Source organism: Sphingopyxis sp. H053 (genome assembly GCF_001468225.1).
GTDB lineage: Bacteria > Pseudomonadota > Alphaproteobacteria > Sphingomonadales > Sphingomonadaceae > Sphingopyxis.
Genome location: NZ_LNRU01000009.1, coordinates 16708 through 39108, shown reverse-complemented (window position 1 = coordinate 39108; position 22401 = coordinate 16708). Strand labels below are relative to the sequence as shown.

General features: G+C 60.8%; 19 protein-coding genes. 11 read left to right on the top strand and 8 right to left on the bottom strand.

What is annotated here, in order from left to right; genetic code table 11:
* Nucleotides 1–94 precede the first annotated feature (94 nt).
* The 10 genes from ATE70_RS17510 to ATE70_RS17465 all read left to right on the top strand — a co-directional run bounded on the left by ATE70_RS17510 (nt 95) and on the right by ATE70_RS17465 (nt 13929).
* Nucleotides 95–835, top strand: a complete 741-nt coding sequence (locus ATE70_RS17510) for a FadR/GntR family transcriptional regulator (protein ID WP_037557604.1) — start codon at nt 95–97, stop codon at nt 833–835.
* A gap of 42 nt (nt 836–877) precedes the next feature.
* On the top strand, nt 878–2020 hold the full coding sequence (locus tag ATE70_RS17505; RefSeq protein WP_037557602.1) for an NAD(P)H-dependent flavin oxidoreductase: 1143 nt from the start codon (nt 878–880) through the stop codon (nt 2018–2020).
* Between the two features lie 25 nt (nt 2021–2045).
* The gene (locus ATE70_RS17500; protein WP_058539112.1) at nt 2046–3236 is read left to right on the top strand and encodes a thiolase C-terminal domain-containing protein; all 1191 of its coding nucleotides are present in this window, start codon (nt 2046–2048) and stop codon (nt 3234–3236) included.
* Nucleotides 3233–3694, top strand: coding sequence for a Zn-ribbon domain-containing OB-fold protein (locus tag ATE70_RS17495; RefSeq protein ID WP_037557599.1), 462 nt, complete (start codon nt 3233–3235; stop codon nt 3692–3694). Before ATE70_RS17500 ends, ATE70_RS17495 begins: the two co-directional genes overlap by 4 nt.
* 7 nt (nt 3695–3701) lie before the next feature.
* Nucleotides 3702–4952, top strand: coding sequence for an acyl-CoA dehydrogenase family protein (locus ATE70_RS17490; RefSeq protein ID WP_037557597.1), 1251 nt, complete (start codon nt 3702–3704; stop codon nt 4950–4952).
* Nucleotides 4952–6043: an acyl-CoA dehydrogenase family protein gene (locus ATE70_RS17485; RefSeq protein WP_037557595.1), complete on the top strand. Its 1092-nt coding sequence runs from the start codon at nt 4952–4954 to the stop codon at nt 6041–6043. The genes ATE70_RS17490 and ATE70_RS17485 overlap by 1 nt, the downstream gene beginning before the upstream one ends.
* A gap of 57 nt (nt 6044–6100) precedes the next feature.
* Nucleotides 6101–7714: an acyl-CoA synthetase gene (locus ATE70_RS17480; RefSeq protein WP_037557593.1), complete on the top strand. Its 1614-nt coding sequence runs from the start codon at nt 6101–6103 to the stop codon at nt 7712–7714.
* Nucleotides 7715–7743: 29 nt separating this feature from the next.
* Nucleotides 7744–9348, top strand: coding sequence for a flavin-containing monooxygenase (locus ATE70_RS17475; RefSeq protein WP_231729160.1), 1605 nt, complete (start codon nt 7744–7746; stop codon nt 9346–9348).
* On the top strand, nt 9345–10322 hold the full coding sequence (locus ATE70_RS17470; protein WP_037557592.1) for an alpha/beta fold hydrolase: 978 nt from the start codon (nt 9345–9347) through the stop codon (nt 10320–10322). Before ATE70_RS17475 ends, ATE70_RS17470 begins: the two co-directional genes overlap by 4 nt.
* A 670-nt stretch (nt 10323–10992) precedes the next feature.
* A complete protein-coding gene (locus ATE70_RS17465) occupies nt 10993–13929 on the top strand; it encodes a TonB-dependent receptor (RefSeq protein ID WP_137752008.1) in 2937 nt (978 codons plus the stop codon).
* A 399-nt stretch (nt 13930–14328) separates the two neighbouring features.
* Here the strand turns inward: ATE70_RS17465 and ATE70_RS25255 are convergent, their stop codons facing one another.
* Together ATE70_RS25255 and ATE70_RS17460 are read right to left on the bottom strand one after the other, a co-directional pair.
* Nucleotides 14329–14562, bottom strand: coding sequence for a hypothetical protein (locus ATE70_RS25255; protein ID WP_152567707.1), 234 nt, complete (start codon nt 14560–14562; stop codon nt 14329–14331).
* Nucleotides 14563–14753: 191 nt separating this feature from the next.
* The gene (locus tag ATE70_RS17460; protein ID WP_161786577.1) at nt 14754–15788 is read right to left on the bottom strand and encodes an MlaA family lipoprotein; all 1035 of its coding nucleotides are present in this window, start codon (nt 15786–15788) and stop codon (nt 14754–14756) included.
* A 930-nt stretch (nt 15789–16718) separates the two neighbouring features.
* Here ATE70_RS17460 and ATE70_RS17455 point away from each other — a divergent pair.
* A complete protein-coding gene (locus ATE70_RS17455) occupies nt 16719–17531 on the top strand; it encodes an alpha/beta hydrolase (protein ID WP_037557590.1) in 813 nt (270 codons plus the stop codon).
* A 356-nt stretch (nt 17532–17887) separates the two neighbouring features.
* Here the strand turns inward: ATE70_RS17455 and ATE70_RS17450 are convergent, their stop codons facing one another.
* Genes ATE70_RS17450 through trbK-alt form a run of 6 tightly spaced genes read right to left on the bottom strand, consistent with a single transcriptional unit; the run spans nt 17888 to nt 22401 of the window.
* Entirely contained in the window at nt 17888–18109 is a 222-nt protein-coding gene (locus tag ATE70_RS17450; RefSeq protein WP_037557589.1) for a DUF2274 domain-containing protein, read from the bottom strand.
* Complete coding sequence (locus ATE70_RS17445) at nt 18106–19338, bottom strand: TrbI/VirB10 family protein (protein WP_374046498.1); 1233 nt, start codon at nt 19336–19338, stop codon at nt 18106–18108. The genes ATE70_RS17450 and ATE70_RS17445 overlap by 4 nt, the downstream gene beginning before the upstream one ends.
* Nucleotides 19335–20150 carry a P-type conjugative transfer protein TrbG gene (gene trbG / locus ATE70_RS17440; RefSeq protein WP_327523827.1) on the bottom strand — a complete coding sequence of 272 codons (816 nt, stop codon included), beginning with the start codon at nt 20148–20150 and terminating at the stop codon, nt 19335–19337. The genes ATE70_RS17445 and trbG overlap by 4 nt, the downstream gene beginning before the upstream one ends.
* Nucleotides 20151–20185: 35 nt before the next feature.
* The gene (trbF, locus tag ATE70_RS17435; protein ID WP_037557588.1) at nt 20186–20869 is read right to left on the bottom strand and encodes a conjugal transfer protein TrbF; all 684 of its coding nucleotides are present in this window, start codon (nt 20867–20869) and stop codon (nt 20186–20188) included.
* A gap of 4 nt (nt 20870–20873) precedes the next feature.
* Nucleotides 20874–22154 carry a P-type conjugative transfer protein TrbL gene (gene trbL / locus ATE70_RS17430; protein ID WP_037557587.1) on the bottom strand — a complete coding sequence of 427 codons (1281 nt, stop codon included), beginning with the start codon at nt 22152–22154 and terminating at the stop codon, nt 20874–20876.
* A 4-nt stretch (nt 22155–22158) separates the two neighbouring features.
* Nucleotides 22159–22401 (bottom strand): putative entry exclusion protein TrbK-alt, encoded by a 243-nt coding sequence (trbK-alt, locus tag ATE70_RS17425; protein WP_037557586.1) that lies wholly within the window; start codon nt 22399–22401, stop codon nt 22159–22161.

The window sequence follows — 22401 nt, the reverse complement described above, 5'->3', positions numbered from 1 at the left end:
ATTTTTTTGCATCTGAAACATTTTTATCTCACGACCATGGACATAAACGGAACTTAAATCTTATAAGGCTTCGTGACAGGGGTGAGGCAGAGTGATGTTGCTGAAAGTCGAAAACGCGAAGAAAGCTAAGCGCGCACTCTCGCTTGCCCAGCACATCGTTCGCGATATCGAGGCAGGTGCACACGCCCCGGGCGACAGGTTGCCGCGTGAGGAAGAAATGCTTGCGCGATATGATGTCGCGCGAGCGACCTTGCGCGAAGCGCTCCGCTTCCTTGAGCTCCAGGGCGTTATCCATCTTCAGCTGGGCCGTAGCGGCGGTCCGGTGGTTGCGCGTCCGCAGACCGGCGACTTTGCAAACAGTCTCTCGCTAATTCTGCATTTCATGGACGCCGACCTCAGAGGCCTGCTCGAACTACGTGAAGCGATCGCCGCGGATGTTGCCGCCTACGCCGCCCAGCGCGCGACTACCGGCGACCTGAGCGCACTCGCCGATTGCCTCAAAGAGCTGGAACGAAATGAAGCCGGAGGCCAGTTCGAGGAACTGAACCGTCGTTTTCATGACCTTCTCGGCTGGGCCAGCGGCAATCCATTGTTCGGGCTATTAACGTCGACGCTGCATTTAATTACGCGCGAATTCTCTCACTCACTTGGCTATTCGGCGCAGGAGCGAGCGGTCCAATTGCGATTCCTCCGCCGTGTCCTCGAAGCAGTACGCACCGGGGATTCCGAAGCGGCGCGTCAGGCCATGGCCCGGCTCGTCTCGGGATCCGCGTCCTATCTGGCAGAGCGAAGCCCCGAGCTTGTATCCCAGCGTGTCAGGTGGGGGCAGATTTAGAAAATTGCGTCTGATCGGGCGCGGAACGGAGAGGGTAGGATAATGGCGCTGAAGAGCCCTGTTTGCAAAATTCTCGGGATCGAATATCCGATTCTTCTGGCTGGAATGGGCGGGGCGAGCGTGCCTGCACTCGCTGCCGCGGTGTCGAACGCAGGCGGACTTGGTGTTCTCGGCGCTGCCGCATGCTCGCCCGACCAGTTACGTAGCTGGATCAGGCAAACCCGCGAGATGACCGACATGCCTTTTGGGGTCGATACCTTGCTGCCGGCGTCTGTCAGGCGCGGTTCGGCGCCGGAGAGCGGAGGTGTAGCAGAAAACCCCCTGGCTTTGCTCGGCGAATATCAGGAGTTCACCCGCGAATTCATGGAGCGCGAGCATTTGCCCGCAGTGGACGCCGCCACGGCGATGCGCGCGGCGGGCGCCCCGGACATGGGCAAGGGCGGACTGCAGCTGTTCTCGCGGGAGTTCTTCGAAGCGCAGATGGAAGTAATCATCGAAGAAAAAGTGCCGGTCTATGCCGCAGGCCTTGGCAATCCCGAACCGTGGATGGAACGCCTTCATGCCAATGGCACCAAGGTCATGGCGGTGATCGGAAAGGTCAAGCACGCCCTGCAGGTAGTGGAATCGGGTATCGACCTGATCGTCGCGCAGGGTCACGACGGCGGCGGCCACAACTCTCCTGTCGGAACCTTCTCGCTGATTCCGCAAGTGGTTGATGCAGTCGGCGATCGTGTTCCCGTAATCGGTGCGGGAGGAATAGCCGATGGTCGCGGAGTCGCCGCAGCGATGATGCTCGGCGCCCAGGGGGCGTGGATCGGATCGGCGTTCCTCGCAACCGACGAAGCAGGTATCGAACAATTTCAGAAAGAAGCCATCACCGAAAGCGGCGATGCCGATACGGTGGTCAGCCGATCGCTAACGGGCAAGCCTGCCCGGATGATTCGGAACAAATGGGCCGATGCTTGGGTGGCGGCCGGCAAAGAGCCGCTTCCGATGCCTTATCAGTCGATGGTTTCGGGGCCTGTCATGGCTTCTGGCATCAAGGCCGCACGCAAGGACATCATGCCCGGCTTCGCAGGCCAGGGGATTGGTCTGATCGATGCGATCCGCCCAGCGGCAGTCGTGATGCGCGACCTTATAGAGGGCGCGGAGAGAGCATTGGCCGGCGCCGGAACTCATTTCTGACCGGCGAGCGAGACAGGGACGCGGCATGAATCTTTCATCCACCCTTTCCTTTGCCGACAAGGCAGCAATCACCGGGGTCGGCCAGACCGATTTCGTCAAGGGCACCGAGCGGACTGCAGTGGAAATGATGCTCACCGCCTCGCGCCGGGCCATCGCGGATGCTGGACTGAAACCCTCCGATATCGACGGCTTGGTGCCGCCGCCAATCTATACGACGTCGGAGGAGATGGCCGCCAATCTGGGCATTGATGTGCTGCGCTATGCGGCAACCGTGCACATGGGCGGCGCCAGCCCGACAACGGCACTACAGAATGCCGCCATGGCGATCGCCTGTGGTCTATGCGATCATGTGCTCGTGACACTGGGCTGGAACGGCTATTCCGCTCTCAGACCTAAGCCGGGCGCCCCGCCCACCCGGCCGATGAACATGAACACCCTGACCAATACGATCCAAGGCTACTACAGCCCCTACGGCGTATTGTTGCCGGTGCAGATGTACGCCTGGCTGGCGACCCGTCACTCGAAGCTCTACGGCGTTGGCGAAGATGCGATGGCGGCCGTGGCGCTCGCCTGCCGCCGTCATGCGCAATTGAATCCACGCGCCTTTACCTATGGCCGCGAACTCGACGCGGAAACCTATTATTCGGCGCGCTGGATATCTGAGCCGTTTCGCCTCTACGATTGCTGCCTCGAGACCGATGGCGCCTGTGCTGTCGTCCTCTCGCGCATGGACCGTGCCAAAGACATGCCGCATGTGCCCGTCAGCATCGCCGGCGCGGCCGAAGGCCATCCCTATCCCGCCGACGACATCCCTTCCCGCCCCGACCCCTTCAAGATCGGCCTCAGCGATGCCGCCCCGCGCGCATTCGATATGGCGGGCGTCACGCGCGACGACATGGACTTCCTCCAGATCTACGATTGTTTCACCTATATCGTTCTGCTGCAGCTCGAATCGCTCGGATATTGCGAGCCTGGCGCGCAGGCCGAATTTGTCGCCAATGGCCAGATCGAGCTGGGCGGGCGCTTACCGATCAACACCCATGGCGGCTTGCTTAGCGAGGCGCATGTCTGGGGTCTCAACCATGTTGTGGAAGCAGTACGACAGCTGCGCCATGACTGCGGCGAGCGTCAAGTGATCGGAGCCCAGACCGGCCTTGTGACAGGCTGGGGAGACCTTGGCGATGGCAGCATCGCGATCCTCAGGAGGTTTGCATGAGCGACGAGCATGATGTGCCTCCCAAGGCGCGGCCCTCCGCGCAGGCAACGCCGGCCAAGCCGCAGCCGCGGCCGCAGGACCCGATCGAACAGGAGTTCTGGAGGCTGTGCCAGGACGGTCAACTCTATTTCCAGCGTTGCGGAAGTTGCGGCATCTTTCGCCACCTGCCTCGCTACATGTGTGCACGATGCGGCTCGCCAGACTATTCCTGGGAACCCAGCAGCGGCAAGGGCACGCTTTTTTCCTGGACCGTGACCCATCAGGCGCTGCACCCCGCTTTTGCCGCCGACGTCCCGTTCGTGGCTGCCGTGGTGGAACTTGAGGAAGGCGTGCGCATGGCCACGCGCCTCGTGGATTGCGAGCGTGACATCCTCGCACTCGATCTGCCGGTCGAACTCGATTTCGAAATGATCGGGGGGGACTTTCGCCTTCCTGTTTTTCGTCCGCGTGAAGGGTAGAGACGACATGGATCTCGACTACGGCCCCCAATATGACGCCTTCCGCGCGGAGATCCGCGCCTTCATCAATGCGCACAGACATTTGGCGCCACCCTCCGCCACCCGGTTCTCCCGGCCCTCAGCCGAAGCTATCCGATGGCAAAAGCTATTGATCGAGCACGGCTATACGGCGCGCACGATACCGGCCGAATATGGCGGCTACGGAGCGGCGCCGGATATACTCAAATCGCGCATTATCGCGGAAGAGTTTTCGCGAGCTCGGCTTCCGAGCGGCTTGGCGAACCAGGGCATCTCAATGCTCGTCCCGACTTTGCTCGAGTTGGGCACCGATGAACAGAAGCGGCGGTGGATCGCAGCAACGCTGACGGGCGAAGTCGTGTGGTGCCAAGGATATTCCGAACCCGGTGCGGGATCGGACCTCGCCAACCTCAAGACCAGCGCGCGCATCGAAAATGGAGAATTCGTTATAAATGGCCAGAAAATCTGGACCAGCACCGCGAAGCAAGCCGACATGATCTTTTGCCTTGTGAGGACCGAACTCGAGGCCTCGAAGCATAGCGGTATCTCTTATCTGATTTTCTCGATGGACATACCGGGGATCGAGGTACGCCCCTTGAAGACGATGACCGGTCACGCCGAGTTCAACGAGACATTCTTTACTAATGTGCGGGTTCCGGTGGACCAGATCGTCGGCCAGCGAGGACAGGGCTGGTTCGTCGCGAACGCAACGCTTGGCCACGAGCGCGGAATGCTGGGCGATCCCGACGCACTCGAGAACCGGCTGCAGGCATTGATTGGCCTGATGCAGCAGGAATCCATCGGCGAAGGTCGGGCGATCGACAATGCGGTCCTGCGCGACCGGCTGGTGGCGCTCCAGGCCGAAGTGACGGCGATGAAATGTAATGGAATGCGCATTCTATCGAACAGCCTCAAGGGCGAGCCTGGCGGCATGGCGAAGCTGATCGTCAAACTGCAGAGTTGCGAGGTCGCGCATCAGATCTCTGCGCTGGCGATCGACGCGATGGGCGAGATGGGCATTTTGTATCACCGCAGCCCGCGGGAACGAGACGGAGGGGCTTGGCAATGGAACTATATGTTCCAACTCGGCCTCATAATAGGTGGCGGCACCGCGCAGATCCAGAAGAACATCATCGCCGAACGTGGCCTAGAGATGCCGCGCGAGCCGAAGCTGGCGCGGATTTCCGACGAAGCGAAGGGAGCGGCAGGCATGCAGACCGACAGGCAGGGAGCGGCGTGATGGACTTCGGCCTTTCGCAGGATCAGCAGATACTGCGCGACGCAGTTGCGCGGTGTCTTGCCGATACCTCCCCGCTTGAGCATGTCCGCGAATGTGCCGGGCGCGACAACCCGTTAAGTGACACTATTTTCGGAGCCCTCCACGATCTGGCGGTCCCAGCCATGCTTGTCCCCGAAGAGCATGGTGGCCTAGGCATGACCCTTCTCGACGCTGCGGTCGTGGCGGAACAACTCGCCTATGCGGTCACACCAGCGCCATTTCTAGCCAGCGTAGTTCTCGCCCCGATCGCGCTGAGCGAGGCAGGAACTAACAAGCAAAAGTGCCAATGGCTTCCGAAGATCGCGCGTGGCGAGGCCCGTATCGGAGTCGCGATTTCCGCGACGGTCCAGGCGCGCGACGGCGCGGGAGTTCAATTCGTCGAAGGGAAGCTTAGCGGCACCGCCCTGTTCTGCCTCGATTTCGAAGGCGCGGACGCGTATCTCGTAGCGGACGCCGGTGGCAGGCTGCACCTCGTCCCAGCCCTAGCATCGGGACTCAAGGCGACCCGCCTCACCACCATCGATCGCACGCGCAGCGTGGGAGAATTGTCCTTTGCGGCTGTCGAGACCGATCCGCTTGCCGACGACGGCGGCACAGCATCGGCTCGGCTGCGCGATGCTGGCCGCGTGATCCTTGCCGCCGACAGCTTAGGCGCAGGGCAGGCCATGATTGAAAAGGCGGTCGATTATGCTGGTCAGCGAGAGCAGTTCGGCCGCCCTATCGGCAGCTTCCAGGCGGTAAAGCACATGTGCGCCGAAATGGCCGCACGCCATGAACCGTGCCGCGCGCTGGTCTGGTACGCCGCCCATGTCTTCGATGCGCTGCCGGAGGATGCATCTCTCGCGGCTTGCCATGCGAAATCCCTCACGGGCGACGTCCACCGATTTGTCGCCCGCACCGCCACTGAAGTGCATGGCGGGATGGGGTTCACCGATCTGCTCGGCCTGCACTACTGGTTCAAACGGATCGGCTTCGATCGGCAGGTCTTGGGTGGCCCCGAAGCGGTGCGAGCCGAGGCAGCGGCTCTGCAGGGTTGGACGAGAGCAGCCTGATAGTAACGGGAGTCATGCGCCCCGATGCTGCGGCCCCGTCCAGAGAGGAGAATCAATGTGATCGACTGGAATCTCGGGGATATTCTCGACGCGATCGAGCCCTTCATGCCCGAAGATGCGCCGGCTCTGATACATGGAGACCGGATCGTCACCTGGCCCGAGATGTCGGCGCGCTCGAACAATATCGCCCGCGGGTTGCGCCAACGCGGCATCCGCGATGGCGCGAAGGTCGCCTTCTATATGCGCAACCGACCCGAATATGGCGAGTTGATGGCGGCCTGCTTCAAGGGGCGTTTGACGCATGTGAACATCAATTACCGTTATCGGGCCGAAGAGGTGTTTTATATCTTCGACGATTCCGACAGCGAGGTCATCGTTTACAGTTCGGAATTCCGCGACACTATCGTCGAACTCAACGACCGGCTTAGGAAGGTTCGCACCTTCGTCGAAATTGGCGAGCTGTCTTCAATCGCGCCCTTTGCGATCCACTATGAGACTCTCGCGCAAGAGGGGGACGGATCGGCGCTCGGCATCACACGCTCGCCCGCCGATCTGCTTTTCATCTATACGGGTGGTACGACCGGAATGCCCAAGGGCGTGATGTGGCGTCATGATGACATGCGCAAGGCCCAACTCGACGCACAGAAGTTGCTCGGCCCCGTTCCAGAGACACTCGAAGAAAATGTCGCGCTGATCGCCCGCGAAGGCCCGGGCAGGCGCACGCTTTCCTCTTGCCCGCTGATGCACGGAACGGGCTTTATCACTGCGATCGGCACGCTGATGTCTGGCGGCGCGATAGTTACGTTGGAGGCATGGTCTTTCGATGCCGAGGAACTGTGGGATACGGTGGAAAGGCACAAGGTGGAAGGTATAGCGATCGTGGGCGACGCCTTTGCCAAGCCAATGCTTTCCGCGCTCGACGACCACCCTGGCCGCTGGGATACCAGCAGCCTCGTTACAATCCTCTCTTCCGGTGTGATGTGGAGCAAGGAGGTCAAGTCCGGCCTGTGCCGGCATATTCCGCAAATCGTACTGATGGACAGTTTTGGCGCATCCGAAGGCCTCGGCTTCGGCCTTGCCGTCACCACTGCGGAGGGCGGCACGAACACCGCGAAATTTGGGATCGGCGAGTTCTGCGATGTTTTCGACGAAACCGACCAGAAAGTCGAACCGGGGAGCGGCGTGCCGGGATTTATCGCCCGGAAGGGTGCGATCCCCATAGGCTATTACAAGGACCCCGAGAAATCCGCGAAGACGTTTCGCACGATCGATGGGGTGCGCTATTCCATTCCGGGCGACTGGTGTCGGGTAGAAGCCGATGGCAGCCTGACCTTGCTCGGCCGCGGAAGCGTCTGCATCAACACGGCGGGAGAGAAAGTTTATCCCGAGGAGGTCGAGGAAGTGCTCAAGACCCATCCCGCCATCGGGGACGCGCTGGTCGTAGGCGTGCCGGATGATAAATGGGGCCAAGCCGTAACCGCGATCGTCCACCTCAACGACCACGCCCAGTTCGACGAACAAGCGGTCAAAACCCATGTGCGCGCACATTTGGCGGGATACAAAACTCCCAAGACCATAATTCCGACAGACATCCCCATGCGAGCCTCGAACGGCAAGGCCGATTATGCAACGGCAAAAGCGATTGCCGAACGATCGAATGTCGCGACGTGAGATCGACTGGCTCTCCCGATTACGATGCCGTGATCGTCGGTGCAGGCTTCAGCGGCATCTATCTGCTGCACAAATTGCGTGACGCCGGGTTCAAGGTGCTGCTGGTAGATGCGGCCGCCCAGCCCGGCGGCATTTGGTACTGGAATTGCTATCCCGGTGCCCGCGTGGACTCGCAGGTACCGCTCTATGAGTTTTCGATACCCGAGGTTTGGAAATCATGGGCCTGGAGCGAGCGCTTTCCCGGATGGAAGGAGCTCAGAGCCTATTTCCGGCATGTTTGCGATACGCTGGGCCTTTGGCCGCTTATGCGGATGGGATCGAGGGTCCAAAGCGCAAGGTTCGATGAAGAGGGACGACGGTGGCGCCTGCAGCTTGAGGGCGGGGAAGGAATATCGACACACTTCCTTCTGCCCGCTTTGGGATTCGCATCGAAGCCGTATATTCCCGATATGCGAGGAATCGCGGCGTTCGAAGGCGATTGGTGTCACACGGCGCGATGGCCGCAACAGGGTATCGATCTTTCGGGCCGCCGGATCGCCGTCATCGGCACTGGTGCGAGCGGAGTGCAGATCGCGCAGGAGGCCGCCAAATGCGCAGAAAAGCTGACCTTGTTTCAGAGGACTCCTATTCTGGGCCTGCCCATGCGCCAGGAACGGCTTACCGAAGACATTCAGCAGCGTGATAAGCAGGGCTATCCCGCCATTTTTGTTCGGCGCAAGCGAACGAACGGGGGATTCGAATGCCAGTCGCTTGACATCTCCGCGCTCGATGTAGACGCCACGACGCGCAACAACCATTTCGAGACCCTGTGGCGGCAGGGCGGCCTCAAATTCTGGTACAACAACTTTGCCGACATACTGACCAATCGCGAAGCGAACCGCTACGCCTATGAGTTCTGGCGCAAAAAGGTTCTCGCGCGGATTATCGACCCCGTTCTGGCCGAGAAACTTGCGCCTGCGGAGCCGCCGCATCCTTTCGGCACGAAAAGACCCTCGCTCGAACAGGGATATTATGAAATTTTCGAGCAGGATAATGTCGCGCTGGTCGATCTGAAGGCAAACGCGATCATCCGTATCGAGCCCCAGGCCATCAAGATGGAAGACGGTGAGGTCGAATGCGATCTGATCATTTTTGCGACCGGCTTCGATGCCGGGCGTGGCGGGTTGATCGACATGAACATCACCGGGAGGGAGGGGCTTCCCCTTTGGCAGGCGTGGGAAGACGGTGTGCGCGCCTATCTCGGCATGGCGGTGTCGGGTTTTCCCAACATGTTGTTCGCTTATGGTCCTCTCAGCCCGTCGGGTTTCGCCAATGGCCCGACAAGCGCGGAAATACAGGGCGACTGGATTTGCGATTTCATGGTCTGGTTGCGTAGGAGGGACATCGATCTTTTCGAGGGCAAACCGGCTGCCGAAACTGGCTGGACTGAAATGGTTGCCGCGGCTGGCGCGATGACGCTCTTTCCCGAGGCGGCCTCATGGTACATGGGCGCGAATATTCCGGGAAAGAAGCGCCAGCTCATCAATTTTCCGAGCGTGTCTGGCTATGCCGCGCTCTGCGACGAAGAGGCGGCCGGCAGCTATGCTGGCTTCGCTTTCGAAAAACTCACACGCAAGGACGGCCCAACAATATGAACGAGGCGGTAAAGATTGAAGATTGCCCCGAGGACATCGACGCTCTCTGGGCGGGCGATGGTTCGCATCTGCCCGAATGGTTCGTTTCCGCTCTCAGGGTGCCGCGCGAGGAAGGCTATGTAGAGATCGAGGGTGCCAAAGCGCATTACTTTCGCTGGGGCGACCGGGCGAAACCCAAGGTACTGATGACGCACGGTTTTCTCTCGCATGCCCGCTGCTTTTCCTTCATCGCGCCGTTTCTGGCCGAAGATTATGATGTGGTGGCCTTCGATCTTGCCGGCATGGGCGACAGCGAAATGCGAGGGCACGCCGACCCCTTGGCCAGGGGGCGCGAGTTCGGCGAAATTGCCGAAGCGCTTGGACTGTTTGCGGATGGCCACAAGCCCACGATCATTGCCCACAGTTTCGGTTCTGGCGCAGCGTTGACGGCCGTCACCCAATCGCCCGATACCTTCTCCGGCATTGTGGTTTGCGACCTGATGGTCATGCGACCTGCGCTCTTGCAAGCGTATTGGAATCTCCGCCGCGCCAGCCCCGGATCCGGCGACCCGGACAAAGCCAAAAGTCGCTATCCCAGCTACGACGCGGCGCGCAGTCGATACGTCCTTTCCCCACCCCAGCCTGTCGGTGAGCCATTTCTTTTGGACTATATGGCCTTTCATTCTCTGCGGCGTGACGGGGAGGGTTGGACGTGGAAATTCTCTCCCGAAGTGTTCCGGAGGAGCAACCGGCCCGACGAGTGGCTCACCATCGGCGAGCGCCTAGTGAACGCGCCGGGCCGCAAGGCTATCGTTCACGGCGAGGAGAGCCAGCTCTTCAACCGGGATTCCGTGGCATATGTTCGTGAACTGGGGGGAGGAGCCATTCCGATCATTGCCGTGCCTCAAGCCCGCCACCATCTGATGCTCGACCAGCCGCTGGCCTTTGTCACCGCGTTGAGGAGCCTTCTCCGGCTTTGGGAAGCGCCGACTTGAGCAACGTCTAGCGCGATTTTATGGTTGCATGCGACCGTAATGGCGATGCGAGAATTGCCGATCCAACATTTAGTTAAACGATGAGGCCTCTTTTGCACAGCAAGACATAAATACTAAGGCCGAGGCAGAAATAACCAAGCAGAGTTCATATGTTCTGTTTAGATCTTCTTCTCTTGCCTGTGTTGCTTGGCGCCACAAAGAAATCTATCGTGGCACAGTTGGTCGATATGCCTTCCGAGGCAAACAGCAAGGCAAGGTCATGGAGCCACAAAAGGCTGTCCAGCTTCGGCGGGACATGCGCTCGGGATCGGGCGTGCCGTACCGCAGCCGCATCCAAAAGTCGTCGGCGCGCGCTCGACCGTGCCAAGGCTGAAGCGCTGACAGCAAGCATCGGATGTATAAACTGATTTCTTCGGATCTGAGATGGAACACCTCCCAGCGCCCCGAGCAATATAATAAAGTGCCATAATAAAGTTCTTTACCAAATACCGAAAAACTGCTCAGCTTCAAGCCGGGCGGCGAGAATCTTTTCCTCTCCGGAAATCTCCTTCTGGCCACCTCTCAAACTCGGGGCAGCTCGGCGAGCTGCCCCATTTTTGAACATCGACTACCGGGGAAAAGGACGGGTTCGCGTAAGAAACTAAAAAATCGAGACAGGGAGAGAAGGGTGATGAATAACAAAGCTTATTTGTTGGCAAGCGCCGTCCTGATGGCGTTGCCACAGGTCTCAAATGCTCAGGAAGCCATAGCTGAAGAGCCAGATGGCGGTAACGATGTCATCGTCGTGACGGCGCAACGTCAGGCGCAAAGCTTGCAAGACGTGCCGATAGCTGTCAGCGCATTCAGCGCTGAGGCGCTTGAAAGCCAGCAGATCGAAAATGCCTCGGATCTACAGCTGACGCTGCCCAATGTATCTTTCTCGAAAGGCAATTTCACCTCAGCTTCATTCACTATTCGCGGCGTTGGCGACCTGTGCGTCGGCGTCACCTGCGATGCTGCGACCGCAATTCATGTCAATGGATCACCCTTGTTCGGAACACGCCTGTTCGAGACCGAATATTTCGATCTGGAACGGATTGAAGTCCTTCGCGGACCTCAAGGCACCCTGTTCGGTCGGAATGCGACCTCCGGGGTCGTGAATGTCGTGACCGCGAAACCCAAACTCTCCCGTTTCGAGGCTGAAGCGCAATTCGAGTATGGCAATTTCAACAGCATCGAAGCGCGTGGCATGGTCAATGTCCCGATCGGGGATATGATCGGCGTGAGACTGGCGGGCATATATGTGAACCGCGACGGTTATACGACGAATCTTTATGATGGATCGGACATCGACACTCGGGACCTTTACGCGTTGCGAGGCTCACTTCGTTTCGAGCCCGGTCCTGATACGACGATCGATCTCATGGGCTATTATTTCCGGGAAAAGGACACGCGCCTCAGAAACCAGAAACAAACGTGCCAACGCGATCCATTGGGCGTGCTCGGATGCCTGAACAATCGACGTGATTTCGATACCACGAACGCAAATTCCACGGTCGGTGCGACGCTCAGTTCTTCCGAGTTCTTCGCCATTCAGGGCATTCCCGCCGTACTCGGCCTTGGCAGCCTTTATGGCCCTGACGGGTTTTCCGGGTTTCAGGAGCCTGGCGATGTGCGTGTCGTCAACACGGCCTATACGCCCTTCTATTTTGCGGAAGAGCTACAGGTGCAGGCGCGCCTTGAGCAAAAATTCGGCGCGATGACCCTGACGGCCACCGGCATTTATCAGGATACTGAAGTCGATTCCAGGCAGGACTATTTTCTTGGAATTCAAAGCCGTGCCGGTTTCGCCCCGGCGCTCAATACGCTGGCCTTTTTTGCGGCTAACGGATTGCCGACGGGTCTTGCTCCGCCGGCGCCGGCCTTCATTCCCGGCTCCTCGGCCTATTTTTCGCCGATTGCCGGCGCTCTCATCCCGGACGGTCCGCAGGGCGTGCTGTGCACCTCGGATAATGATGATGGAAGCAGAGGCGCTTTCGAAGGGAACTCGCTGTGTTCCGAAACGCCGCTTTCTTTCGATCGATCTTCGGAACAACGCGAATCGTGGAGCGGAGAGCTCATCCTTACGAGTGACTTCGACGGGCCGTTCAATTTCCTGTTGGGGGGAATTTACGCGAAATCGAAAACCACCGACAATAGCTATTATGTGAACTCGTTTGCGCTCGATTACGCCAGTGCCATATTGGGTTCATTCGGCTCCTTGTCGGGCGGCCTTCCGCCATCCTATTTCGCGACGTCGATGTATCGGAACAACTCGCTGGAATCGAATCTGGAGAGCTATGGGATTTTCGGCGAGGTCTATTTCGATCTAAGCGACCGGCTGACGTTGACCGGGGGGCTGCGTTACAACAATGACAAGAAGGATGTAACGGCGCGTACGACACTGATCAGTTTCCTGAACCCTTATGCCAACGATGGAGATCCGTTCGATACCCCGATAACGCCTCTCACCGGGCCGTCTGGACTTTTCGATGCCGACCCGGGGACACCGGGCCAACAGCTCGCCCAGTTTCGCGAAGTAAGCTTCGACGAAATTACCGGACGAGCAGTTCTGGCCTTCGAGGTTACGCCGGACAATTCACTCTATGCATCTTACTCGAGGGGTTACAAATCCGGCGGTATCAATCCTCCGCTTTCTCCGATTTTCGCCGTCAGCGAGAGTTTCGGCTCTGAATCGATCGATGCCTTCGAGATTGGCTCCAAGAACGTCTTCGCAAACGGCGCGTTGCAACTGAATGCCACCGCATTTTACTACAAATATAGTGGACTGCAGCTCAGCCGCATCGTGGCAAGAACGTCTGTGAATGACACGGTTGACGCCAATATCTGGGGTGTCGAACTGGAGTCTGTCATCAGGCCGGACCCGAACTGGCTTATCAATCTGTCCTTCAGCTATCTCAATGCCAAGGTCGCCGGCGATCAATTCTTCTCCAATCCGCGTGATCCGGGCGGCGGAGATCCTGATGCCGTGATTATCAAGGACATCAGCAATGGTGCGCACTGCGCTGTCACGGGACCTGCGCCTGGCGTTGCTGATGCGTTCGTTGCGGGAGTAAATGCGGCTCTCGGCCTTCGCGCACCGCAGGAATTTCCTTCGGACGGCAATATCGCCTCCAGCGGCGCGTTCGGCATTTGCGGTGTCCTCGCGAGCGCTATCCCTGCGAACAGCGGGATCCAGGTATTGAGTCCTGGCGTCGAGGTTAACATCAAGGGCAACACATTGCCCCAAGCGCCGAATGTCAAGGTCTCGATGGGCGTGCAGTACACGGCAGAGGTTGGGAATGGTATGACACTCGTCCCCCGCGTCGACATTTCCCTTACCGGAAAGCAATATGGCAATATCTTCAACGGCAGGATTAATCGTATCGAACCTTTCGTCCAGGCAAATGCGGTTTTACAGTTGAATGGCGCCGACGAGCGCTGGTTTGTCCGGGGGTTCGTTCAGAATATTTTCGATAGCAACTCGGTTACCGGACTTTATGTCACCGATGCATCTTCCGGTAATTTTACAAACATCTATACTCTTGATCCGCGGCGTTATGGTGTCGCCATCGGAGCAAAATTCTGACGATTTAGCGGTTCCAATCTAACTCGCATAGAAATCGCGGCGTCGGAGAGACGGGGGAACCTTCTCCGACGCCGGTTTCCATGCGCCAGGCCCAAGGCACCAAACGGGGGCATCTGCGACGGAAAGAGGCAAGTCATCTGGAGCCATCTCAAGGATCTCCGAATTTCGCGGCCTGTGCTTGCGATGTCGCATGCGACCGACGCGAACGGCGCGCTGACCGTTGCCCACGGGCACTTGTAGGAAGCACGCTGGTCTCCGGCACCGCGAGCTCGCGATCAATCCGGCAGCGTTCGGAGGCGGCACGATCATCGCGGCGGTTTGTGGCCCCTGATTGCCGAGTGCAGCATGACACTCTTGGCCGCCGCATCGATCACGATATTCCCAAGCTTGCTTGCGAACCTATAATTTTTGAACAGAAAAGAGATATCCAGATCCCAATCTGGCAGCCTGGTTTGCGCGGTAATTGAGCCATTCGGCGAGCAAAACACCCATCTGACGCGCGGCGCATCTTGCCACGCGAAGGCCCAGCGGTTCCCACGCAAAGCGACGAGCATTTGACATGGGACCATCGGCGAGTTCGGGAACGCCAGTCGGAGACAGCGCGAGGCACGCGTTCATGATCGAAAAACTCATCCGCGATGGCCGAACCGATAGCGGTTGTGGGCATTTGTCTCGACACGTCCGAAACCGGAAGACCAAACTTCAGCGAGGAAGCTTATTGAGATTCACCGCGGCGATTGCAGTTGACGGCTTGAGTTCCGTGCGAGCAAAATTTCGAAGCGCTTTGGCTTCTCTGCGCGCCCGCCAAATGTGCATCATTGGCGTTAAGGTCGCGGTGGCAAACCGTCCGAGGTCGGCGTCTCGAGTTCAAGGGGGCCGACGGAGATGAGACCTTCTGGATCGGACAAGGGCCCGGTCTGGCTGACCGTGATTTCTGTTTGAGGTCCAGCCTCGCCATTGCGGTCGCTGCGCCTAACTTTCAATGCGTCGATTTCGCGTTTGCGCAGTTCCAGATAGAGGGTCCGTGTCTCGACATAGGGATCAAGGCTTTCCTGTTGCAAGCGCTGGATTTGAGCGTCGCCCTCGATGCGGTCATTGAGTTGCCTGACCACAGTTGTCGGAACGGCATATGCCGTGCGGTCGAAAGGCGCGCCGACCGCGGTCGGCACGACGAGCAAGTCAATGCTGTTGCCCGCCAGATCGCGCAATGTCGTCGACCCGATAAGCGGAAGATAGAAATAGGGACCGGGCTCGACGCCGTAGAAACCCAATGTATTGGCAAAGCCGTTGCGTCGGTAAGGCAGATTGAAAGGCATTGTCTTCGCGACATCGAAAAGGCCGCCGACACCAAATGTCGTGTTTACGGCGAAACGGCCGAGCGTCTCGGCAGCCTTGCCGATCTTGAACTGTAACAGGAAGTTCAGAAAATTGACGGGTTCGCTGAGGTTACGCAGTGCATTGCCCAGCCCGTCGCGAACAGGTTCGGGTACGATACCTTGATAGCCCATCGCGACTGGGGCCACGAGCGCCGCATCGATCGACTGGACCGCCCGATAAGAGGCAATATTGACCGCTTGAAGCGGATCTCCCGGCGGCGCATCGCCACGGGCCGTCACCACAATATCATGGGGCGCCGAGGGCATTTCGGCCATAGTCTCGTCGTCGGAGGTTGCTGGCGCGGCTAAAGAGGGATGCGGGGTGTTGCCGAGTGCTGGCACAACGATCGGCGGCTCGGGTGGGGCCGAGGGATCATCTACCCGCTGCAACTCGGTCTCAGTCTGGCTTTCGGATGCGAGGTCGGTCGGAGGCGGCGCTACCCCGGACAGAAACAGAAGCGCGGCGACGGTTGCAGGGCTCATCGCGCGCGCGATCCCGCCACCATGAGAGGGGCGAACATTAATTCCATTTGCCAAACTCCTGCTTCGGCCAAGGGCCCGAAACGACGACCGACGACGCTCCCTCCATCGACCCATGTCAGCTGACCCACGATGCGGCCAATCCAGCTTTAATACTCCCCCATGAGTAGGGAAACATAAAGAAGCTCGGCCTGCCGTTTAGCCCAGCAACGTCCGTACGGACGGGCAATGGGACCAACCTGTTCTATCAGGTACGATTTTCGCTGGAGGACCCGGCATAGGCACTTTGCCGACGGTCGCTTAGTTCCGGGCTGGGCGGAAGCGGCTCGAAAACTAACTCTGCGGACGCGCCCGGTCTCAGCGCGAGCAACAGTACCGCCGTCAAGAGCGAGCCGAACATGCTCCGGATCAATGCTTTGCCCCCAACCACATTGCGCAACCCGATGACGAAAGTATCGCACCCTGCCTGAGACGCGAGCAGTGCTTGCCCGATCGAACTATTCAGGTTGTTCAGACAACCGCGCTGCGGCTTCAAAGGCGCGGCGCGTGTTTAGCGAGATTGATCGCCGACCCACGGCATGTCCCTAAAAAAATTGGACGCTAGCCCGAGAAATCATCCTTTGGTCACCCGGTCAATTAAGGGTTGGATGTCGTCAGGAGAAATTTTTCCGGTGGCGATCCGAGGTGAGGAAGCAGGAAAATGCGGAATGTGGGGCGGTTCGGAATTTCATTGCAGCGAAGCGTGATTCCAGCAGGCCTTTTGTGCTTTCAAGGCTTCGTTGTTGGCTGCAGCGAGGCCGAGACGCGTGATCCTGACGCTAAGGGCCCGACAAAGATGCCCGAGACGGCAAGCGTTGAGGGCAGGGAGGAGGGCGTGTGGCAACCCCAGCGGGCCATCAGCAGACGCCACCGTGGCCTGGAGCGGCGCCGAACATGGAGGATGTCAAACTTCCTCCAGAGTATAGCGAAACGGCAACGAATCCGAAACGCTTCGCCGGACGTCCGGTTACCGGCGCCTTCAACGTCACTGTGCCCACTCTCACGGTGTTTCCCGCCCAACAACCAGGCAATGGCACAGCGATGCTGGTTTTTCCCGGCGGAGGATTCTCCAAGCTCGCGATCGATCTGGAAGGTAGTGAAGTTCGCGACTGGCTGACTTCAAGAGGCACCACTTGCGTGCTCGTCAAATACCATGTTCCCAAAAGCGGCCACCATTATGATGAAGACTGCCATTGTGCAGTGACGCCCAAGCACCTCCTTGCGTTGCAGGTCGCCCAGCGTGCGATACGCCTGGTGCGCTCGCGCGCCAGCGAGCTCAAGATCAACCCCCGCAAGATCGGTGTCATAGGCTTCTCAGCCGGAGGGTATCTGGTCGCGCAGACCAGCAATATATTCGAACCTGCTTATGAGCCGGTCGACGAAATAGACAAAGTGAGCAGCCGGCCCGATTTTGCCATCGCAATGTTCCCAGGCCACCTGTGCAGATCGGGGGGCTCGCTTGATCCTGGTATCAAAGTTACCAAGATGACCCCGCCAACATTTCTTCTTCAGGCTTGGGACGATCCCGTCGATCCGATTTGCAATAGCATAGTCTATGCGCGAGCGCTGGACGAGGCAGGTGTTCCAGCGGAAGTCCATCTCTTTGCCAAGGGAGGGCACGCCTTCGCCATGCGCCCGCTGCGTCATCCCGTTGAGCGATGGCCGACGCTCGTGGAAGATTGGCTAAAGGACACAGGAATTCTTTGAGCAAATAGGGCAAGAAATGACCCCCTCTCCCCGGAATGTTCGCTACTCAGGGGAATCGCTGGTCTTGGCCGATCGGAGATCGCCGGGTTTCTGACTGAAACTAACCGAAAGCCGACAACGGTTTGAGCTCCAGGGTATCTTTTGGCGCTGCCGTACAATTATCGGTCGGCTCGCGACGCTATCCGCGCGGTGCGACCCAGAAGAGCTCTTCCTTTCAGGAAACAGAGATCTTCATCTGACGCCCGCACGGTTTCGATCGCGCGGGCGTCTTTTTTTTGGCGCACCGCCGCCAGCGGTTTGAACGAACACATATGGGTGATCACGCCTGACCGACGTGAGGATGACGCCGCAGACACTCAGCGCCGCCGCCGTTCCGTCGCAAATCCACGATCGGTCGCGATAAAGCGCTCGATCATCGGCACCGCGATCTTTTCCGGCGCCATAGGCGCCGCGAGGCCATTAGCCTTCGCATGCACCTCGGCATAGACGAGCAATTCGCGATGGAGGGATCCCGTCAATTCGATCGACAGCTTCACGGGCTTGTCGTCGGCGATGGGGCCTAGGCGCAGCTTGCTCATGGGGCCGCACCCGCCGGCGGTTCGAGTATCAGATCGCGTGTGACAAGGACCCGCAAAGCGAAGCCGGGGCGGATCGTGAGGGTTGGCGGGATGTTCATCTGACGCTCGACGAGCCGCCGTCCCGACTGGTTGACCGTATCCTGCGGCCCGTCGCGAAGCGCCCGCACGAGCGCATCATCCCCGTCCGAGCCAAGTTCGGCTCCGACGCCGAGCAACGAAGAGACGAGCGCCGCGCGCAGCATCGACCCCCAATGATGGTCGGTGCGATCGGCAATCCCCGCCATGCCCCGCGCATCGGCGCCGGGCTGACGATCGAGCCGGATCGATCGGCCACCGGGCAGGATCAACCGGTTCCAGGCCAGCAAGACGCGCTCCTGCCCCACGGATATTTCGCTGTCATAGTCGCCGATCAGCCGGGCACCCTGCGGAATGAGGAGAATGCGACCCGTCGGGCTATCGTAGACATTCTGGGTCACCTGCGCCGTGACCTGTCCGGGAAGGTCGGACCTGATCCCAGTGATCAGCGCGGCCGGAATGAGACTTCCCGCCTGAAGGATGTATGGCGAAGCAGGCGCATGAAGGCGCTCGGCACTCTCGAACGGTTCGGCGGAGCCGCCCGCGAGAAAGGCGCGCCGCGCCGCCGCCGGAGTCCGCGCGCCGCCTTCGGGTGCCGACATGGTCGCGGCGGACGGTTCGATCGATCCACGCTGCGCGTCTGCCACCGGCGCGCCCGAGGTCCCTCCTCCAAGGAATATCCGGCTCGCCGTGGCGGCCTCGCGCTCCAGCCGCGCCCGATCGCGCGCCTTGTCGGCGGGTGAGCGCCCGCCGGCGGGCGGATTTCCCATCGGCGGCACCGGGATCGTCTCGCCGTTCTGCTGCGCCGAGACGATCGGTCGCCCGAGATCGCCGGGTAGCGGCGGTCCGAGCTTCGGCACCTTGCCATAGTCGGCGGGCGCACCGGTGACGACTTCGGCGCGATTCGCTCCATCGGCCGTGTAGAGATTCTCGGCGGTCTTCGGGGCTACGGGTTGCAGCGCCCAGAGCAGAGCGCCGCCGATCGCGGTGCCGCCGGCAGCGCCGATCATCGCGAGCGCCTTGCGCGAAAGCCGCATGACCCGCGGCGTGTCGCCGCGTAGCCGAAAAGGATCGACCTCCGGGCCGGGCGCCGTGCGCTCGCCCGCTTCCGGCACGTCGGCGGGCGCCACCGCCTCGCTTGCCGGCCCGGTCACGACCGCCCCCGGCGGCGCGGCATTTCACGCTTGATCCGAACGACGCGGGCCTGCTTTCCGGCGCCCAAGCGGAGTTCGCCGCGCTCGAAAAGGCGGTCGACGATCATGTAGCGGCCCTGCACCCGGTAGTTGACAAGCTCTGCCTCGCCGCTGCCGCCGATGACGAAGAGTGGCGGCATATCGCCGGTGGCGATATCCTCACCGAATTCGATGATTAGCTGGCGCGAGTCGTCGAAGGCGCGCACCGGCCGCCACGCGGCCTTGTCGCCTGCGATGCGGTAGCGGAAGTTGAGCGCGGCGAGATCGATCGCCCCGGCAACGGGCGCCACCCTCGCCGCCTCGGCCTCGGCAAGCTGCAAGGCGATCAGCTCATCGGCGGGATAGGTCCAGGATACCGATGCCATATAGGCCGCGGCGGTCGCGCGCAGCTCGACATGATAGGTGCGCCGGTCGGTGTTGATGATGAGATTCGTGGCGATATCGGATCGGGTGGGTTTCGCCAGAATATGCACGCGCCGCCGGGCCCCGGTCCCGCTGACCGTATCGCCGATGATCCAGCGCACCGTGTCGCCCGCGGCGACCGGCCCCGGGCCGACGAGCTGTTCGCCTTCCTGAAGGACGATATCGGTGACCTGCCCTGGCGCAGCATAGACCTGAAAGAGCGCGCCTTCGGACCAGGCATATTGCTGGATGGCGTTCCGATAGCCTTGCCGGTCGGGCTGCACGCGCGCCTCGGCGTTGGCGCGGCCGACGCGCTGGCGGGGATCGGCGGCCTCGCTCGCCGCGGCGGGCGCCGCAAGGAGGGACAGCATGGCTCCGAGTGCGATCGGAAGCAGAGGATATCGCGTCATTGGCTGAGTTCCTTCGACCAGTTGATAGCATTGACAAACAGCCCGATCGGGTTGCGGCGAAGCGCGTCGGGCGTGCGTGGCGGCCGGATCGCGACGGTCACGATCGCCGACCAGCGCGAACGCTCGACTAGGCTGCCGTCCTGATATCGGCGCTCGCTCCAGGCGATGCGGAAGCTGTCTTTCGAAGCCCGAATGACGCTCGACACATCGACCGCGACCTGGGCCTTGCCGACCTCGGCAAAGGGATCGTTGGTGCGGGCATAGTCATTGAGCGCCTGCGCTCCGGTCGCGGTGGTAAAGTCATAAGCGCTGAGCCAGTCGGCCCGCAGCACGACCGGATCGGCGGGAATGCTGCGAACATGTTCGATGAAGCGCGCGAGATGGAACGCGACCTGCGGATCGGTCGGTTGATAATCGCCGTCGGCCGGCGCGACCGCGCGCGCTTCACCCAGCTTGTCGACCTCGACGACCCAGGGCGTGATCGTCCCGCGGGCGGACTGCCAGACCAGGCCGCCGGCAAGACCACCGGAGATGATCAGCGCGCCGAAGAAGGCGAGCCGCCAGTTCTTGGCCTGGACCCGCGCAGAACCGATCCGATCGTCCCACACTTGCGCGGCGCGCTGGTAGGGCGTGACCGGCTCGGGCGCGCGGCCATAATGATTGGTGGGTCTTTTGAACATGGGATCAGTCCTTTTCGCTGATGTTCGGCGCCGAGCCGGCCCCGTGGCTGTCGCCGCTCTTGAGCGTCTGCGCGCCGATGGTCGCGCCATGCGTCATGGTCTGGCGCCGCCGCATCGCCGCCGCCCAGGCCGGAGGCGCGCTGGCAGCTTGCGCTGGCGCCGCGCTATCGGTGGGACCGTCGCGGCCCGACGCGAAATTCGCGCGAACCCGTTCGGCCATGCTGCGAACAGGTGAAGCTGCGCCGCTGGCTGCCGTACGTGCCACATTCGCAAGTCCCCCGCCGATGGCCTTCGCTCCGCTCTTCCCGGCCGCGCCCGCCGCATAAGCTGTCGACGCGCTCCCCGCTCCGCGGGCACCGGCAGCAGCTGTGCCGCGCGCCGCCGCTGCAGCCGCGCCGGTGGCCAGGGTCGCGCCAGCCGCCCCGGCGGCAAGCGTTGCGCCTGCGGCGACTGCGGTGCCGGCGGCGGCCCCTGCTCCGAGTTGCGGACCGCCGGCGACGATCCCGTTGGCGATCGAGGGACCGAAGATGCCGAGGCCGAGCAGCGTCAGTGCGCCGAGCGCGATCGCCATGACCTGTTCGATGTCAGGCTCCGGACCGAGGCCGGCTTGCATGAAGCGGTCGAACAGGGTCACCCCGATGCCGGTGATCACCGCGAGGACGAGCACCTTGATGCCCGAAGATATGATGTGGCCAAGCACGCGTTCGGCCATGAAGGCGGTGCGGCCGAAGAAGGCGAACGGCAGCAACACGAAGCCCGCGAGCGTCACCAGCTTGAATTCCAAGATGGTAACGAAGACCTGCACCGCGAGAATGAAGAAGGCGAGGACGACGATCACCCAGGCGATCAGCAGGATCATGATCTGCACGAAGTTGGTGAAGAGACCGACCGGGCCGACGAGGTCCGCCGACGCATCGAGCAGGGGCTGCGCCGCATCGATGCCGGTCGCGGCGACGACGCCGGGACGCATGAAGTCGCCGATCGCCATGGCGCCGCCGCTCGCCTTAAGGCCGAGGCCAGCGAAGCTTTCGAGCATGATGACGGCCAGCGCCTGGAAGTTGCCGATGATGAAGGCGAAGACGCCGATATAGAGCGTCTTCTTGACGAGCCGCTGGATGATGTCCTCGTCGGTGCCCCACGCCCAGAACAGCGCGGCAATCGTCACGTCGATGACGATGAGGGTCGAGGAGAGAAAGCCGACTTCGCCCCCGAGCAGCCCGAAGCCGCTGTCGATATAAGTCGAGAAGACCGCCAGAAACTGGTCGATAACGCCGGTGTCTTCCATCGGGCTAGTCCTTCTGTCCAAAGAAATGGCGGCGCCTGGCGTCCCAGGCCGCTTCACAGTCCGCATCGGCGACCGTGACCGTGCGGCAGCGCTCGGCCACGTCGGCGGCTGCCGGGTGTGCGCCCGCCGCGGAGATCGGGGGGGCGGGCGCACGAGGCGTAGGCGGCGATGACGCATGCAGAATTGCCAGCGTGATGAGCAGGCCGCCCAGCACCGCGACCGCCGCTATCTTCGCCGCCCGGCCCAT